The organism is Citrobacter amalonaticus (genome assembly GCF_002918555.1).
GTDB lineage: Bacteria > Pseudomonadota > Gammaproteobacteria > Enterobacterales > Enterobacteriaceae > Citrobacter_C > Citrobacter_C amalonaticus_A.
In genome coordinates, this window is sequence record NZ_PQMB01000003.1 from 997,388 (window position 1) to 1,012,710 (window position 15,323).

A 15,323-nucleotide genomic window follows, 5' to 3' on the forward strand; every position below is an offset into this window, starting at 1 on the left:
TGCTAAAAAAAAGGTGCGCCACGAGACGCACCAGTTGTTGCAAATCAGCAATGTGGGGAGAGCGTTACCCCTTGCCTTTTACACTGCTGATAAAAGTGGAACGGGCAGATGTCGATCCCAGACGTTCAGCTTCATCAAGCAGTTTCAGCGCTTTATCGACATCGCCTTTCGCAACGGCCTCTTTAATCGCGCTGTTAAAATAGCTTTCCGTGTCGTTCAGCATCGGTTCGCTTTTCTTCGCGGGTTGTGGCGCTGGAGCAGCAACTGCTGCTGCCGGAGCCGCATAGGTCGGGGCAGGCGCGGCGGTATTGCCCACCGTGACAGGACCAGGGCCGGATGAACCAAACAGCGGTCCAACCAGCACGCTGGAGCTGCTGTTGGTTTTCACTTTCAGCTTCAGCAGACCGTCGGTGGTATGACGGGCGATCGGGTCTGGAATATCCGGAACAGCGTTACCTACGCCCTTGGCATAGGCTTTTGCCGGATCAAGCAAGGTTGTGGTCTGCTGGAGATCTTTCTCAGTGGTAAAGACCAAAACATAGAGTTTTTGCTGACCCAGCGCTGGCGTCAGGCGCATGACGCCTTCCAGACGATCCGCGCTCATCACCCCCGGCTCCTGGTAAGTAAAATAGCTGCCGGGGAAGAACGCCGATGGCGTCATGTTTTGGTCAAGAATTAATACGTTTGGCGCAAATACGCTGGTTTGTTTATTCACTTCACTGGACAGCGTCAGCGTGAGCTCGCCAATATTCGCCGGTATGCTGTAAGCCGCTACCGGGCCGGAAATGCCCGCGACGTCAAGGCGCTGACCGCCGGTTGAGAGTTGTGTGGACTGAGTTTTGGACTGGTCGACAGGCGTCCAGGTCAACTGTTGTAAGGCGGCGCCTGGGATCACCGGCGCAGCACTGGTATTTTGCGGAACATAGTTGACCTCCGCAAGCGTAATACCCGGAGCGCTTGCCCATAATCCTGCGGATAAACAGAGGGCGACGAGAGTTTTCTTCATTTTCATTGTTATCACCTCAGATAGCGTGGGTTCAGCGGTGGCCAGGCAATAGCGCGCTAAACCAGAAATAAGAGGGGCTTGCGCCCCTCGTCACATCAGGTTACTGCCGTATTACCACCAGATTTCCATCTGGGCACCGAAGGTCCACTCATCGTTGTCGCCGCGGCTGAAGGTACGCGCACTGGTATCTTTGTAAGCAATACCGTTGTCATAGCCCCACTTCTCATCCCACTTCGCATACGTTGCGAAGACACGAATGGCCGGACGGGACCAGATGCTGTCGCCAGCCTGCCACTGTTGCGCCAGGGTAATTTTGTACTGATTGTTGGTGTCGCTGGTACGCTGAGACTTCACGTTGTCGTACCCGACTTCCATCAGGGTGCTCATGATCGGCGTCCATTTGAACATCGGACGGACACCCACGGTGTACCAGGTGGTGCCGTTGTTGTCGTCACGATCGATATCCTGATACATACCGACATACATCAGGTCCCAACGGTCGCCCAGGGAGATTGCGCCGTGATCGAGGATTCGTACCAGAGAGCCGTTATTATTGATTTGGTTGTTAATAATGCCCGGAGCATCATCATTCGGATAGGTATTGCCAGTGAACGATCCCTGCGGAATACCTTTGCCCTGCGTGGTCATCGCGTCAGTCGCGTACTGAACCACAAACTTGTTGTAGCCCTTCAGCATGCTTTGGGTGTGCTCAGCAGTGAACATCCAGCCATCTTTTGATGCGCCATCCGCAAAACTGTAACCGTCGGTCTTATTCGCGCGACCGTAGTCAACACCCAGCTCCAGCACGCCGTCCGGGTTGGTTTCCAGGCCCGCTAAACGCACGTCGAAGACATCGTTGGCGGTGTCTTTGTAGTCACGATAGATATCGTTGCTGGAGAAAATGTAAGAACCGCCCGCTTCCTGAGAACGGGTTGCTGCCAGAGACAGTTTACCGAAGCCCAGGTCAATATTTTCGATACCCGCACCAGGACCTGAAATATCCCAGTAGTAGAAGTCGATCATATGCACGTCATGACGCTGATAGAAGCGCTTACCGGCCCAGATAGTGGAGCCAGGCAGCCATTCAATCAGGTTTTTACCCTGCACGTTGGCTTCGCGGAATGCCGGGTCAGTGGCTTCCCAGTCGTTCTGTTGTGCAACGGAGTAAGCGACGTTAGTGTCGAAATAGAAGCTCTTGTCGCCTTCTTTCCACACTTCCTGACCTAATTTGATTTCCGCATAGGTTTCACATTCGTTACCGAGACGGTATTTACTTTGAGCACCGGTTGCCTGGAAACACTGTTGTTCACCGCCACTCCCCGTCCAGCCGATACCGGAACGAGCGTAACCATGGAAATCCACAGCCATTGCCTGAACAGACATAACGCCTGCTGCGACGGCAACCGCCAGAGGGAGTTTGCGCAGAGTAATCATCATTCTATCTCCTGAGATCATTGCTTTTCTTTAAACGCGTCCCCCTTCGGACTGCCTCTTTGTTGGCTGCATTCTTTCACCTGCCGCCGCGATGCTGCCTCGAATGGTTTTGCGTTTTGTTTTTTTAATGGGGACCTTAAACACCCGGCTCCTGATGCAGTCGACGACATGCGGTGCCATCCTCACGAAACAGATGGCAACGCTCTGGCGGCAGGCCGATAGCGAATGTGGCACCCTCTTCTACCAACACCACGTCGTTCTGGCGGTACACCAGGTTCTGACGGATGGCGGGGATCTGGATATGAATCTGTGTTTCGTGACCGAGCTGTTCGACGACCTGAACTTCACCTTCCAGGGTGACATCGGCGATGTCGCTGGGCAGCAGATGTTCAGGGCGAATACCTAATGACATGTTGGCGCCCACCTGAACATCACGGCTCTCAACCGGCAGCCAGACGTTCTGGCGGTTCGGCAGTTCAACCTGCACCTGGTCGATAGCGGTCGCGGTGACTTTCACCGGCAGGAAGTTCATCTTCGGCGAGCCAATGAACCCCGCCACAAAGCGATCCGCCGGGTAGTGATACAGCTCCAGCGGTTTACCCACCTGTGCAACGCGGCCTGCGTCCAGCACCACGATTTTGTCAGCCAGCGTCATCGCTTCGACCTGATCGTGAGTGACGTAAATCATCGTGCGGCCAAGACGTTTATGCAGGCGGGAGATTTCGATACGCATCTGAACGCGCAGCGCGGCATCAAGGTTAGAAAGGGGTTCATCAAGCAGGAACACGCGCGGTTCCGCCACCAGCGTACGGCCAATGGCCACACGCTGACGCTGCCCGCCGGAGAGCGCTTTCGGTTTACGATCCAGCAGGTGCGCCAGTTGAAGGACTTCCGCCACCTGATTGACGCGCTGGTTCATCACCTCTTTCTTCGCGCCCGCCAGCTTGAGGCCAAAGGACATATTTTCAGCAACAGACAGATGGGGGTAGAGCGCGTAGGACTGGAAAACCATGCCCACGCCGCGTTCAGCGGGCGGGATATCGTTCATCCGGGTTTCACCAATAAACAGATCGCCGCTGGTGATGGTCTCAAGCCCGGCGATCATACGCAGTAACGTTGATTTACCGCAGCCTGACGGTCCCACAAACACCACGAACTCTCCTTCGTGAATGTCGAGATTGATATCTTTCGATACCACCACGTCACCCCAGGCTTTCGTTACATTTCGCAGCTGTACGCTCGCCATGCCCTTCTCCCTTCGTTACAACCTGTCATTGACAGCAACATTCATGATGGGCTGACTATGCGTTATCCATTGATTGCGTAAATCCTCCGCCCCCGGCTTTTTTATGGGGGAGGAGGCGGGAGGATGAGGGAGCAGCGTCGGTGAGCCGGACCGTGTGCCGTCGAAGAATTTCGTGATGCAACCTGCAAAAATGGGTTCGTTTTTATGTGCGCCAACACGCATTACTCACATTTATGCAACACAGATCACATAAAGGAGGGGTGGGGCGTAGGGTTAAGGAGGATGGAAAGAGGATGTCAAATAAGGAGACTGGGTCACGTTAAGCCACCTCTGCATAATCACCAAACAGGATGGGAACTATGAAAATCAAAACTGGCGCACGCATCCTCGCATTGTCCGCACTGACAACGATGATGTTTGCCGCCCCGGCTCTCGCCAAGATTGAAGAAGGCAAACTGGTTATCTGGATTAACGGCGACAAAGGCTACAACGGCCTCGCTGAAGTGGGCAAGAAATTCGAGAAAGACACCGGCATCAAAGTCACCATTGAACATCCGGACAAGCTGGAAGAGAAATTCCCACAAGTTGCCGCAACGGGCGATGGCCCGGATATCATCTTCTGGGCGCATGACCGCTTTGGTGGCTACGCGCAGTCAGGACTGCTGGCTGAAATCACCCCGGACAAAGCGTTCCAGGACAAACTCTATCCCTTTACCTGGGACGCGGTACGCTACAACGGCAAGCTGATCGCCTACCCCATCGCGGTTGAAGCGCTGTCACTGATTTACAACAAAGACCTTGTCCCGAATCCACCGAAAACCTGGGAAGAGATCCCGGCGCTGGATAAAGAGCTGAAGGCGAAAGGTAAGAGCGCGCTGATGTTCAACCTGCAGGAACCGTACTTCACCTGGCCGCTGATCGCCGCCGACGGCGGTTACGCGTTCAAGTTTGAAAACGGCAAGTACGACGTCAAAGATGTGGGCGTGGACAACGCGGGTGCGAAAGCGGGTCTGACCTTCCTGGTTGACCTTATCAAGAACAAGCACATGAACGCGGATACCGACTACTCCATCGCTGAAGCGGCTTTTAACAAGGGCGATACCGCGATGACCATCAACGGCCCGTGGGCATGGTCGAACATCGATAAGAGCAAGGTGAATTACGGCGTTACCCTGCTGCCAACCTTCAAGGGTAAATCGTCCAAACCGTTCGTGGGCGTACTGAGCGCCGGTATTAACGCCGCCAGCCCGAACAAAGAACTGGCAAAAGAGTTCCTCGAAAACTACCTGCTGACCGATCAGGGTCTGGAGGACGTGAACAAGGACAAGCCGCTGGGAGCCGTCGCACTGAAATCTTACCAGGATCACCTGGCGAAAGACCCGCGCATCGCTGCCACCATGGATAACGCCCAGAAAGGCGAAATCATGCCGAATATTCCGCAGATGTCCGCATTCTGGTACGCCGTTCGTACGGCTGTTATCAACGCCGTCAGCGACCGCCAGACGGTTGACGCTGCCCTGAAAGATGCACAGGGTCGTATCACCAAGTAATACGGTTTCCCTTATTTCTTAGGGAATCAGGTTTATTGAATACGTTGTTACGCGAAATCATTCGCGCTACATCGAGGCGGCAAGGAGGCAAATCCCCAGGAGCTTACATAAGTAAGTGACTGGGGTGAGCTTCCGCAGCCAACAAAGAGGTAGTGCGCAGGATAAAGCGTAAAGAGGATTGATCCCCATGGATGTCATTAAAAAGAAACACTGGTGGCAAAGCGACACGCTTAAATGGTCAGTGATTGGTTTGCTGGGCCTGCTGGTGGGTTACCTTGTAGTTTTAATGTACGCACAAGGGGAGTACCTGTTTGCCATCATGACGCTGATTTTAAGCTCTGCTGGCCTGTATATTTTCGCCAATCGTAAGACCTACGCCTGGCGCTATGTTTACCCTGGCATGGCCGGGATGGGACTGTTTGTCCTGTTCCCGCTGATCTGCACCATCGCTATTGCCTTTACCAACTACAGTAGTACCAACCAGCTCACCTTCGAACGTGCGCAGCAGGTACTCATGGACCGTTCTTACCAGGCGGGCAAAACTTACAACTTCGGGCTTTATCCGGCGGGTGAAGAGTGGCAGCTGGCCCTCACCGACGGGGAAACCGGCAAGAATTATCTCTCTGACGCCTTTAAATTTGGCGGCGAGCAGAAGCTACAGCTGAAAGAGACTGACGCCCTGCCGGGCGGCGAACGCGCCACTTTGCGCATCATTACTCAGAATCGCCAGGCGCTGAATCAGTTAACCGCCATTCTGCCAGACGAAAGTAAAGTCATTATGAGTTCGCTGCGTCAGTTCTCCGGCACGCAGCCGCTGTACACGCTTGCGGATGACGGCACGCTGACCAACAACCAGAGCGGCGTGAAATATCGCGCGAATAACGACATTGGTTACTGGCAGTCGATCAACGCTGAGGGGAACTGGGGCGATGACAAACTGAGCCCAGGCTATACCGTTACCATCGGCTGGGACAATTTCACCCGCGTCTTTACCGATGAGGGGATCCAGAAACCGTTCTTCGCCATCTTCGTCTGGACCGTGGTGTTCTCGGTGCTTACCGTCGCGTTAACCGTTGCCGTGGGCATGGTGCTGGCGTGCCTGGTGCAGTGGGAATCCCTTAAAGGTAAAGCGATTTATCGCGTGCTGTTGATTCTGCCGTACGCCGTACCGTCGTTCATCTCGATTCTGATTTTCAAGGGGTTGTTTAACCAGAGCTTTGGTGAAATCAACATGATGCTGAGCGCGCTGTTTGGCATCAAACCGGCCTGGTTCAGTGACCCAACCACCGCGCGTTCGATGATCATCATCGTTAACACCTGGCTTGGTTATCCCTACATGATGATCCTGTGCATGGGGCTGTTAAAAGCGATTCCGGACGATCTGTATGAAGCGTCAGCGATGGACGGCGCAGGCCCGTTCCAGAACTTCTTTAAGATTACGCTGCCGCTGCTGATTAAGCCGCTAACGCCGCTGATGATCGCCAGCTTTGCGTTTAACTTTAACAACTTCGTTCTGATTCAGCTGTTGACCAACGGCGGTCCTGACCGTCTCGGCACCACCACACCTGCCGGTTATACCGACCTGCTCGTGAGCTATACCTGGCGAATCGCCTTTGAAGGCGGCGGCGGTCAGGACTTTGGCCTGGCGGCCGCTATCGCCACGCTGATCTTCCTGTTGGTGGGCGCGCTGGCGATAGTGAACCTGAAAGCCACACGAATGAAGTTTGATTAAGGGAGATAACGAACATGGCTATGGTACAACCCAAATCTCAGAAACTGCGTCTCTTCACGACGCACCTTCTGCTGTTGATTTTCATTGCGGCGATCATGTTCCCGCTGCTGATGGTTATCGCCATCTCCCTGCGTGAAGGCAACTTTGCCACCGGGAGCCTGATCCCGGAACAGATCTCCTGGGAGCACTGGCGGCTGGCGCTGGGCTTCAGCGTTGAACATGCTGATGGGCGTGTTACGCCGCCGCCTTTCCCGGTTCTGTTGTGGTTGTGGAACTCGGTGAAAATCGCCGGTATTACCGCGACTGGCATTGTCGCGCTCTCCACCACCTGCGCCTACGCGTTTGCCCGTATGCGTTTTCCGGGGAAAGCAACGCTGCTTAAAGGGATGCTGATTTTCCAGATGTTCCCGGCAGTACTCTCACTGGTGGCATTGTATGCCCTGTTCGACCGCCTCGGTCAGTACATTCCCTTCATCGGCCTGAATACTCACGGTGGGGTTATCTTCGCCTATCTTGGCGGCATCGCACTGCACGTCTGGACCATCAAAGGGTATTTTGAAACCATCGACGGCTCGCTGGAAGAAGCCGCCGCGCTGGATGGTGCCACCCCGTGGCAGGCTTTCCGCCTCGTGCTGCTGCCGCTCTCGGTGCCGATTCTGGCGGTAGTCTTTATTCTGTCGTTTATTGCCGCCATTACCGAAGTTCCGGTCGCTTCGCTATTACTGCGCGATGTGAACAGCTACACCCTGGCGGTGGGGATGCAGCAATACCTCAACCCACAAAACTACCTGTGGGGCGACTTTGCCGCTGCCGCTGTCTTGTCCGCCATTCCTATCACCCTGGTGTTCCTGCTGGCCCAGCGCTGGCTGGTTAACGGCCTCACGGCGGGTGGTGTGAAAGGTTAGTTTTGAAGTACCCGCCCGGAAACGGGCAATGCCACTGCACCCTCAACTTATGTTATCCCAACTTGTGACTGTTATTTGGCGCTCCCTGGAGCGCCCTTTTTTTATGTTATTTCATAATGCAGTTACGATTATTTTCTTTCGTGCTCTCCATCACTACAATTCTATTTACTGCCGGGTTTTCGACAAATTAAACAGAATTAAGATCACAGAAAAGACAAATCGTAACAGCATTGTTAAAAATGATAATTGCCTTCATCACGTGACAATTTCACCATCATCAGCTCTGATAAAAAGAGCCGTATCTTCACCTCTGAAAGATACTGTTGAACAGTCACCTGGTGTCAAAGGCAGGTCTGAATGAATACCCAGTATAATTCCAGCTATATTTTTTCGATTACTTTAGTCGCAACATTAGGAGGGTTATTATTTGGCTACGATACCGCCGTTATCTCCGGCACCGTCGAGTCACTGAATACCATTTTTGTTGCCCCACAAAATTTAAGTGAATCCGCCGCCAACTCCCTGCTGGGGTTCTGCGTCGCCAGCGCGCTGATTGGCTGTATCATTGGTGGCGCGATCGGCGGATACTGTAGTAACCGGTTTGGTCGCCGGGATTCGCTTAAAATCGCTGCCCTGTTATTTTTTATTTCTGGCGTGGGTTCCGCGTGGCCGGAATCAGGATTCACCACAATTAATCCGGATAATACTGTTCCTCTCTATTTAGCCGGATATGTCCCTGAATTTGTTATTTATCGTATTATTGGTGGTATCGGCGTTGGTTTAGCGTCGATGCTTTCGCCAATGTATATTGCCGAACTGGCACCCGCCCACATTCGTGGAAAACTGGTTTCATTTAATCAGTTCGCCATTATTTTTGGTCAGTTACTGGTGTACTGCGTCAATTATTTCATTGCGAAATCCGGCGACGCCAGCTGGCTGAATACTCACGGTTGGCGTTACATGTTTGCGTCAGAATGTATTCCGGCGCTGCTATTTTTGCTGCTGCTGTATACCGTACCGGAAAGCCCGCGCTGGCTGATGGCACGCGGTAAACAGGAACAGGCCGAAGGGATCCTGCGCAAGATTATGGGCGCGTCGCTTGCAACCCAGGCGATACAGGAGATTAACCAGTCTCTGGAACATGGTCGCAAAACTGGCGGTCGTCTGCTGATGTTCGGCGCAGGGGTGGTGGTTATCGGCGTGATGCTGTCCGTATTTCAGCAGTTTGTCGGTATCAACGTGGTGCTCTACTACGCGCCGGAGGTCTTTAAAACGCTGGGCGCCAGCACCGATGTGGCGCTGTTGCAGACCATCATTGTTGGCGTAATTAACCTGAGCTTTACCGTGCTGGCGATCATGACGGTGGACAAATTTGGCCGCAAACCGCTGCAAATTATCGGCGCACTCGGTATGGCAATAGGTATGTTCAGCCTCGGCACCGCGTTTTATACGCAGGCACCGGGGATCGTCGCGTTGCTGTCGATGCTGTTCTACGTCGCCGCGTTCGCGATGTCCTGGGGACCGGTTTGCTGGGTATTGCTGGCAGAAATCTTTCCCAATGCGATTCGTGGAAAGGCGCTCGCGATAGCCGTTGCCGCCCAGTGGCTGGCAAACTACTTTGTCTCCTGGACCTTCCCGATGATGGATAAGAATTCGTGGCTGGTTTCCCATTTCCATAACGGCTTCTCCTACTGGATCTACGGCTGCATGGGCGTTCTGGCGGCGCTGTTCATGTGGAAATTCGTACCGGAAACCAAAGGCAGAACGCTGGAGGAACTGGAAGAGCTGTGGGTACCCGCGAAGGAAAAAGCATCTGAAGCTGAAGCACTGTAATCGCTTAGTGGTGGCCGACAGGCCACCTGTTCATATCGACACTACACGCGGACAAAATCGGTTTCAAAATTAAACGAGTGCCAGAGATGACGGGCGCAGGAGTATTCAAACAGCCTGCCATTATCAAGAAACGCCGTCTGTTCTACCTGAATCAGTACCGCAGGTTCCGCCAACGCCAGCCACTGACGCTCCTGTTCGCTGGCGCTGATCCCCGTCACCTTCATATGCGCGCTGTGAATGGTGAAGCCTGACTCGTGGGTAATATAGGCATAAATGGAGTGCTGGATATGGCTCAGGTTCAGATGGGGAAACAGGGCGACCGGCATCCAGGTATGCTCAACAATCGACGGAATATCATCAATAATACGCACCCGATGGATCTCATGAACCAGCTCGCCTTCCGGGATCTGCAATTTTTGCGCAATATCCTGATGGGCAGGGACGGCAGCATATTGCTGAACGCGCGTAGACAACGTTTGACCATAGCTGGCGCAGCGTTGCGCAGTCCCGATCAGGTGTGAGTTGCTGGCGGCGGACGCCTGACGCTTAACAAACGAACCCAGCCCACGCTTGCGTAACACCAGACCTTCCCTGACCAGCAGTTCCAGCGCCTTGGCGATGGTTAATTCGCTACAGCTAAATTCAGCGGCAAGTTTAGCGCCTTCAGGGAGTTTGTTATCCGGAGCATAGATACCCGCCACAATGCGGCGTCGCACCTCCTGGTATATATCCATATATTTAGGCATAAATCCTCCGCAAACGGCCCCTGACGGAGCCGGATAAAATTATCGGGACAGTGATGCCGCCATACGTACCCAGGTATGCCGTCGTCCCCGAATCGCCACCGATAGCGCATTGAGCGCCTGCGGGTCGGCCATTCCCGCGACCCCCGCATCACCAAAATTGTGCATATCGCTACCGCAACGCTTACTGGCCAGGCCGATTTCGCGCACCGTAGCACAATCCGCGCCCTCCTGACTACTGCTCAGGGTCGTCACGGCAATACCGCCATGCGCCTGTACCGCCTGCACAATCTCTCTGACAAGCGTTTCCGACGCGCCGCGACATCCGGCTGGCGCCGGGAAGATAACCCCATCCGCCCCGGCCCTGACGTAGCTGGCGTACTCTTCCGGCAGCGTGAGTCCTGACGTATAGAATTTCGCCGCCAGAATCAGCTTATCCGTTTGCGTGCGCAGCTGAGCAATAGCCTGACGCATACGTTCGGCGGTTACCCCGGGTTTGTCGTATCCGGTGAGACAATAAAAGTCCGCGTGCTGCATCGCATGTAAATGCGCTGGCGAAAAAGCGTTGGCATGGGAAGCCTCTTCCTCTGCCAGAACCTCAAAACTGACGCCGGTTAAGCGCCCGGTCAGGCATTTAATCTGTGCGACAGGATTGTCACCAAATCGGTCATCGCTGCCGTTAAGTTCAGGTTGCAGGCAGTTGATCCCTTTCAGTAACAGCAAATCAGCGCCAAACGCGCACAGCAGTTCGGCATTCGTCACCTCAGCAAACAGCGGCGGCGTCTGCACGGCGACCTCAGCCATAATCACCCGCCCTTCACTGGCAACGATCGCTTCGCGCAGCGCCTCACCCGTTACCGGCAGACGAAAGTCGCTGGCCCGACAATTGAGGATCCTTTTCATCACCACACCTCCCCCTTCAGAGTGACAATCGCGGGCGAAGGCTGATGAAATGCCTTATCCAGAATTTCGAGATTGGTCAGCGCCTCGCGTTCACTGACGTAGTTCGCCGTTCCCGTTGTCAGGGTTTCGTAAAGCGCATCGTAAACACGGCCATAATCACCCGCAACTGGCGGAATTTCCTCGCGTACCGACTCTCCGGCCTCATTAATATACTCGAGTACGGCCATCTGCGGATCCGCGCCAAAACTCGCTTCTCCCGGCATGATGCCGGCCTTCAGGCTGGTTTCCTGCCGATCGATACCGTAGCGAACAAACGAACCACGCGTGCCATGAACCGTAAATCGCGGATACGGAATGCTGACCAGATGGCTGGTTTTAACAATCGCTTTTACCCTGCCATAATAGAGATGCACGTCGAACGTATCGTCCGGATTAAGCGGATTTCGCAGCTGTCGCAGGTGATACCCAACCTGCTGCGGCCGCCCCAGCAAGGCGATGATTTGATCGACGGTATGCACCCCCAGACCATAGAACGCACCGTTAAAATAGCTTCCGGGCTGGGTTTCCGCTTCGGGACGGAAATAGTCAAAATGGCTTTCCACCTCCACAATGTCGCCCAGCTTGCCGCTTTCAATGACCTGCTTCATGGTCAGGAAGCAGCTGTCAAACCGTCGGTTCTGAAACGGCGTCACGGTCAACCCTTTCTCGCGCGCCAGCGCAAACAGCGTTTTGGCCTCATCCAGCGTGGGGGTGAACGGTTTTTCCACCAGCACATTTTTACCGTGCTCAAGGCATAATCTGGCGTATTGATAGTGGCTGTCCGGATGGGTGCAGATAACCACCAGTTGGATCTCCCGATCGCTCAGGATATCGTCGAGCTGAGAAGTAAAGGTGATGTGTTGATATGGCGCGCTGGCTTCAATATCAGGCTTACGCGCAATATCGTAGATACGTTTCACATTATATTTATCCTTGCGCACAAGAACGTAGGGAAGATGGTAACGCGTGGCGCTTTTCCCAAAACCGATATAAGCACAATGAATCATGATTTTTCCTTTTCAAAGAACGTCAACGCCGCCTCAATCGCCGCCTGGCCATCGAGTTTGCTGAAATGTTGGTGGTCAATCAGAGCCACAGGACAGTGGTGATTAATGTCCTGAACGATCGTTTCTTGCATATAAGCTAACTGTGGACCGAGCAGGATAAGCGAGGCTTTTTCATAATCCTCAACCAGTTTCCCGGCATTAACCGCGTAAATATTCAGGGTACAGTTCTGACTCCCGGTATATTTCCGCATCTTCGCGGCCATTAATGAAGTGGACATGCCTTCGTTGCAGGCCAGAATAATCGTTTTGCCATCCAGAATATGAATATCTGTGACTGTGGTTTTTTCTGCCTGTTCTCCCGACGCTATCTGCTCGATCACCTTTTCATTGCGGCTTTGCATTATCGAGCTTTCCCAGGCTTTTAAAAACGGCATATAGATAATCACGCCCAGCGCTAATAATCCCCCTTGCAAAACAACATTGCGAAAATCACCGCCGGACCCCAGCCATCCGGAGATAAAAGGAGGAACGGACCACGGTACATAGGCGACAATTTTCGATACCCATCCCCAGGACGTGGCGAAATAAGCGATAATAAAGTTAATTTGTGGATAGATGATAAAGGGGATCATCATCAATGGGTTATAGAGCACCGGAAAGCCAAATATCACCGGTTCGTTGATATTGAATATTCCGGGGGCGATCACCGTACGGCAAAACTTGCGGTGGCTGGATATTTTACTGCGCACAAAAATAGCTAACAATAAGGCCAGCGTGCTTCCCGTTCCTCCCATATGACCGTAGAGATCGCGAAACGGTAAAACAATAATATGCGGAGGGATCTGCCCACTGGCAAAAGCGGCCATATTTTCCTGCATCGCCACCAATAGCGGGGGTTCCAGCACAGGATTAATAATTCCTCCTGGATGAATTCCCAGTGAAAACAGCAGATTGGTCAGCGTCGTTAACACCAGAAAGCCCGGTAGATTGGTCGTCAGATGTACCAGCGGCGCCTGAATGAGCTGCTGAATCAGCGTCTGTATTTCCGTCTGCCCGACCATATTGACGGTAAAAGCAACGAGTGCAAAAACGCCGATTGTCAGCATAATCGAAAACATCGCCTGAAAGGACTGCACCACCATTGGCGGGACGTCATCGCCCAGGCGAATTTGTAATCTTTTACTTTTCGACACCCATAAAAAAAGATTGGTTGAGAGTATCGCGGTTAATATTGCCAGGAATACGCCACCGGCGTTGGTATATGCGTAGGGAACAATGCCGGTCTGTTTTACCTCCTGAGCGTTTGCCAGCGTGATAGTTATTTCTACCGGCATCAGCACATAAAATGCCGCTAACGCGACCATCGCGGGGATCATCGGCTCAGGGTATTTTTTCTTACTGGCGATATGATACGCAATTAATATCACTAACATCAGTGATAAAATATTCATCGTACCATTAAGGATGCGATCGCCAATATTATGTAAACGTAATAATGTTTCTGCGGAAAGAATAGTGCTGAATATGCCGCCAGGATCCAGAATGACATAATTCAGCATAATAAATAACCCTGCCAGTACAAGGAAGGGTACCGCGATAATAAAACTGTCGCGTAAGCTACGCAGATGAACCTCTGCGGCCATTTTCTGCGAGACGTCAGTTATCCGCCCCAATAATGAGGACTGAGCCATTTGCGCTCTCCATGAAATGTGAATGTGGACATCCACCTCTGGTGAGATCCCTCACCGCCATCAGGCTTCATGGGCAGGCATTTAAAACTATATAGTTTTAAATTAAATCCATATAGATCACATTTTGCGCAATGGCCTTTGTATCATTCCCGTTTCAGTCGATTCGAATTACACAGCCAGAGGGTGATCACCAACAGCAGGAGCGCCGCCGAATAGATCAGCACATCCATTGGCGATTTATGATCGACGATGATCAAGCGCACAATCGCCGTGATCCCGATATACACAAAATAGCGCAGCGGAAAGTGAAAGCCTGACTGAAAGTACTTCACAATCAAGGCGATAAACTCGAAATAAAGGAAATAGACTACCAGTCCCTCCACCAGCTCATACTTACTGGTTTGCTCCGGCGCGAACAGGACATCCGCGAGATGCAGCGTCTCTTTACCGAGGAATACCACCAGGATCAACCCCAGGCTCAGCAGCCCAAGATTCAGTATGGTCTGCAGGATGGTGGCAATAAATTCAAAACGTTGACGAAATGGTGACGTCATAACAACACCTTTTTTCTAATAGCGAGGTCCCTGTATAACGCAAAAATGTGACGGTGATCTACATTTTTTGTTTATGTTTTGTTCAGGAAAGGTCAGTGAGGAATGATCAACACCACGATACATACCACAGGAAGAGAAAAATGCAGCGAAAACAGGCCGCCATCCGGAACGTCACCTGCGGTGAAAATGTAGTGATTTATGAACCCGCCAACCTCTATGACTGCCAGCTCGGCGACAATGTTTTTGTCGGACCATTCGTCGAAATTCAGGGAAATACGCAAATTGGCGCAGAGACTAAAATCCAGTCGCATTCCTTCATCTGCGAATATGTCACCCTGGGATCCCGATGCTTTATCGGCCACGGCGTGATGTTCGCCAACGATATGTTCCGGGAAGGCAAGCCCAATGCCGACCGGAACAGCTGGGGGCGGATTACCATTGGCGATGATGTCTCCATCGGCAGTGGCGCAACCATTCTGGCGGTCAGTATTTGCGATGGCGTGGTTATCGGTGCGGGGAGCGTGGTAACTAAATCGATAACCGAGAGAGGCGTGTATGCAGGTAATCCGGCAAGATTGCTGCGCCGCCTGTAAATCGCCCGGTGGCGCAGACGGTTACCTGGCCTGCGACAGATGAGTCATGCCCTGGCCGGATAAACGAAGCGTCATCCGGCGCAGATA

The 15,323-nt window shown here is 52.8% G+C and carries 13 protein-coding genes; 5 read left to right on the forward strand and 8 right to left on the reverse strand.

The genetic code is table 11. The annotated features are described in order from the left end of the window. Window positions 1-64 precede the first annotated feature (64 nt). From malM to malK, 3 genes are all read right to left on the reverse strand, one after another. Entirely contained in the window at window positions 65-1,012 is a 948-nt protein-coding gene (malM, locus tag C3432_RS17520) for a maltose operon protein MalM (protein WP_103777806.1), read from the reverse strand. A 105-nt stretch (window positions 1,013-1,117) separates the two neighbouring features. Beyond that, window positions 1,118-2,443, reverse strand: a complete 1,326-nt coding sequence (locus C3432_RS17525; protein ID WP_103777807.1) for a maltoporin — start codon at window positions 2,441-2,443, stop codon at window positions 1,118-1,120. Window positions 2,444-2,576: 133 nt separating this feature from the next. Further along, window positions 2,577-3,686, reverse strand: coding sequence for a maltose/maltodextrin ABC transporter ATP-binding protein MalK (gene malK, locus C3432_RS17530; RefSeq protein ID WP_103777808.1), 1,110 nt, complete (start codon window positions 3,684-3,686; stop codon window positions 2,577-2,579). A 359-nt stretch (window positions 3,687-4,045) separates the two neighbouring features. Between malK and malE the strand changes: the two genes are divergently transcribed. From malE to xylE, 4 genes are all read left to right on the forward strand, one after another. Further along, on the forward strand, window positions 4,046-5,236 hold the full coding sequence (malE, locus tag C3432_RS17535) for a maltose/maltodextrin ABC transporter substrate-binding protein MalE (RefSeq protein ID WP_103777809.1): 1,191 nt from the start codon (window positions 4,046-4,048) through the stop codon (window positions 5,234-5,236). A 187-nt stretch (window positions 5,237-5,423) separates the two neighbouring features. Next, window positions 5,424-6,968 carry a maltose ABC transporter permease MalF gene (gene malF / locus C3432_RS17540; protein ID WP_103777810.1) on the forward strand — a complete coding sequence of 515 codons (1,545 nt, stop codon included), beginning with the start codon at window positions 5,424-5,426 and terminating at the stop codon, window positions 6,966-6,968. Between the two features lie 14 nt (window positions 6,969-6,982). Then, window positions 6,983-7,873: a maltose ABC transporter permease MalG gene (gene malG, locus C3432_RS17545; RefSeq protein WP_103777811.1), complete on the forward strand. Its 891-nt coding sequence runs from the start codon at window positions 6,983-6,985 to the stop codon at window positions 7,871-7,873. Between the two features lie 357 nt (window positions 7,874-8,230). Further along, complete coding sequence (xylE, locus tag C3432_RS17550; protein WP_103777812.1) at window positions 8,231-9,706, forward strand: D-xylose transporter XylE; 1,476 nt, start codon at window positions 8,231-8,233, stop codon at window positions 9,704-9,706. A gap of 41 nt (window positions 9,707-9,747) precedes the next feature. Here xylE and C3432_RS17555 read toward each other — a convergent pair whose 3' ends face one another. The 5 genes from C3432_RS17555 to psiE form a co-directional block, all read right to left on the reverse strand. Continuing rightward, window positions 9,748-10,452, reverse strand: coding sequence for a GntR family transcriptional regulator (locus C3432_RS17555; RefSeq protein ID WP_103777813.1), 705 nt, complete (start codon window positions 10,450-10,452; stop codon window positions 9,748-9,750). A gap of 39 nt (window positions 10,453-10,491) precedes the next feature. Further along, a complete protein-coding gene (locus tag C3432_RS17560) occupies window positions 10,492-11,352 on the reverse strand; it encodes a DUF7916 family protein (RefSeq protein WP_103777814.1) in 861 nt (286 codons plus the stop codon). Then, window positions 11,352-12,401, reverse strand: a complete 1,050-nt coding sequence (locus C3432_RS17565) for an oxidoreductase (RefSeq protein WP_181012948.1) — start codon at window positions 12,399-12,401, stop codon at window positions 11,352-11,354. Before C3432_RS17565 ends, C3432_RS17560 begins: the two co-directional genes overlap by 1 nt. Then, entirely contained in the window at window positions 12,395-14,089 is a 1,695-nt protein-coding gene (locus C3432_RS17570) for a PTS transporter subunit EIIC (RefSeq protein ID WP_103777816.1), read from the reverse strand. Before C3432_RS17570 ends, C3432_RS17565 begins: the two co-directional genes overlap by 7 nt. 143 nt (window positions 14,090-14,232) lie before the next feature. After that, window positions 14,233-14,643, reverse strand: a complete 411-nt coding sequence (gene psiE, locus C3432_RS17575; protein WP_103777817.1) for a phosphate-starvation-inducible protein PsiE — start codon at window positions 14,641-14,643, stop codon at window positions 14,233-14,235. Window positions 14,644-14,783: 140 nt separating this feature from the next. On the opposite strand from psiE, the gene C3432_RS17580 reads away from it, so the two are divergent. Then, the gene (locus tag C3432_RS17580) at window positions 14,784-15,236 is read left to right on the forward strand and encodes an acyltransferase (protein ID WP_103777818.1); all 453 of its coding nucleotides are present in this window, start codon (window positions 14,784-14,786) and stop codon (window positions 15,234-15,236) included. The last annotated feature ends 87 nt before the right edge of the window (window positions 15,237-15,323 follow it).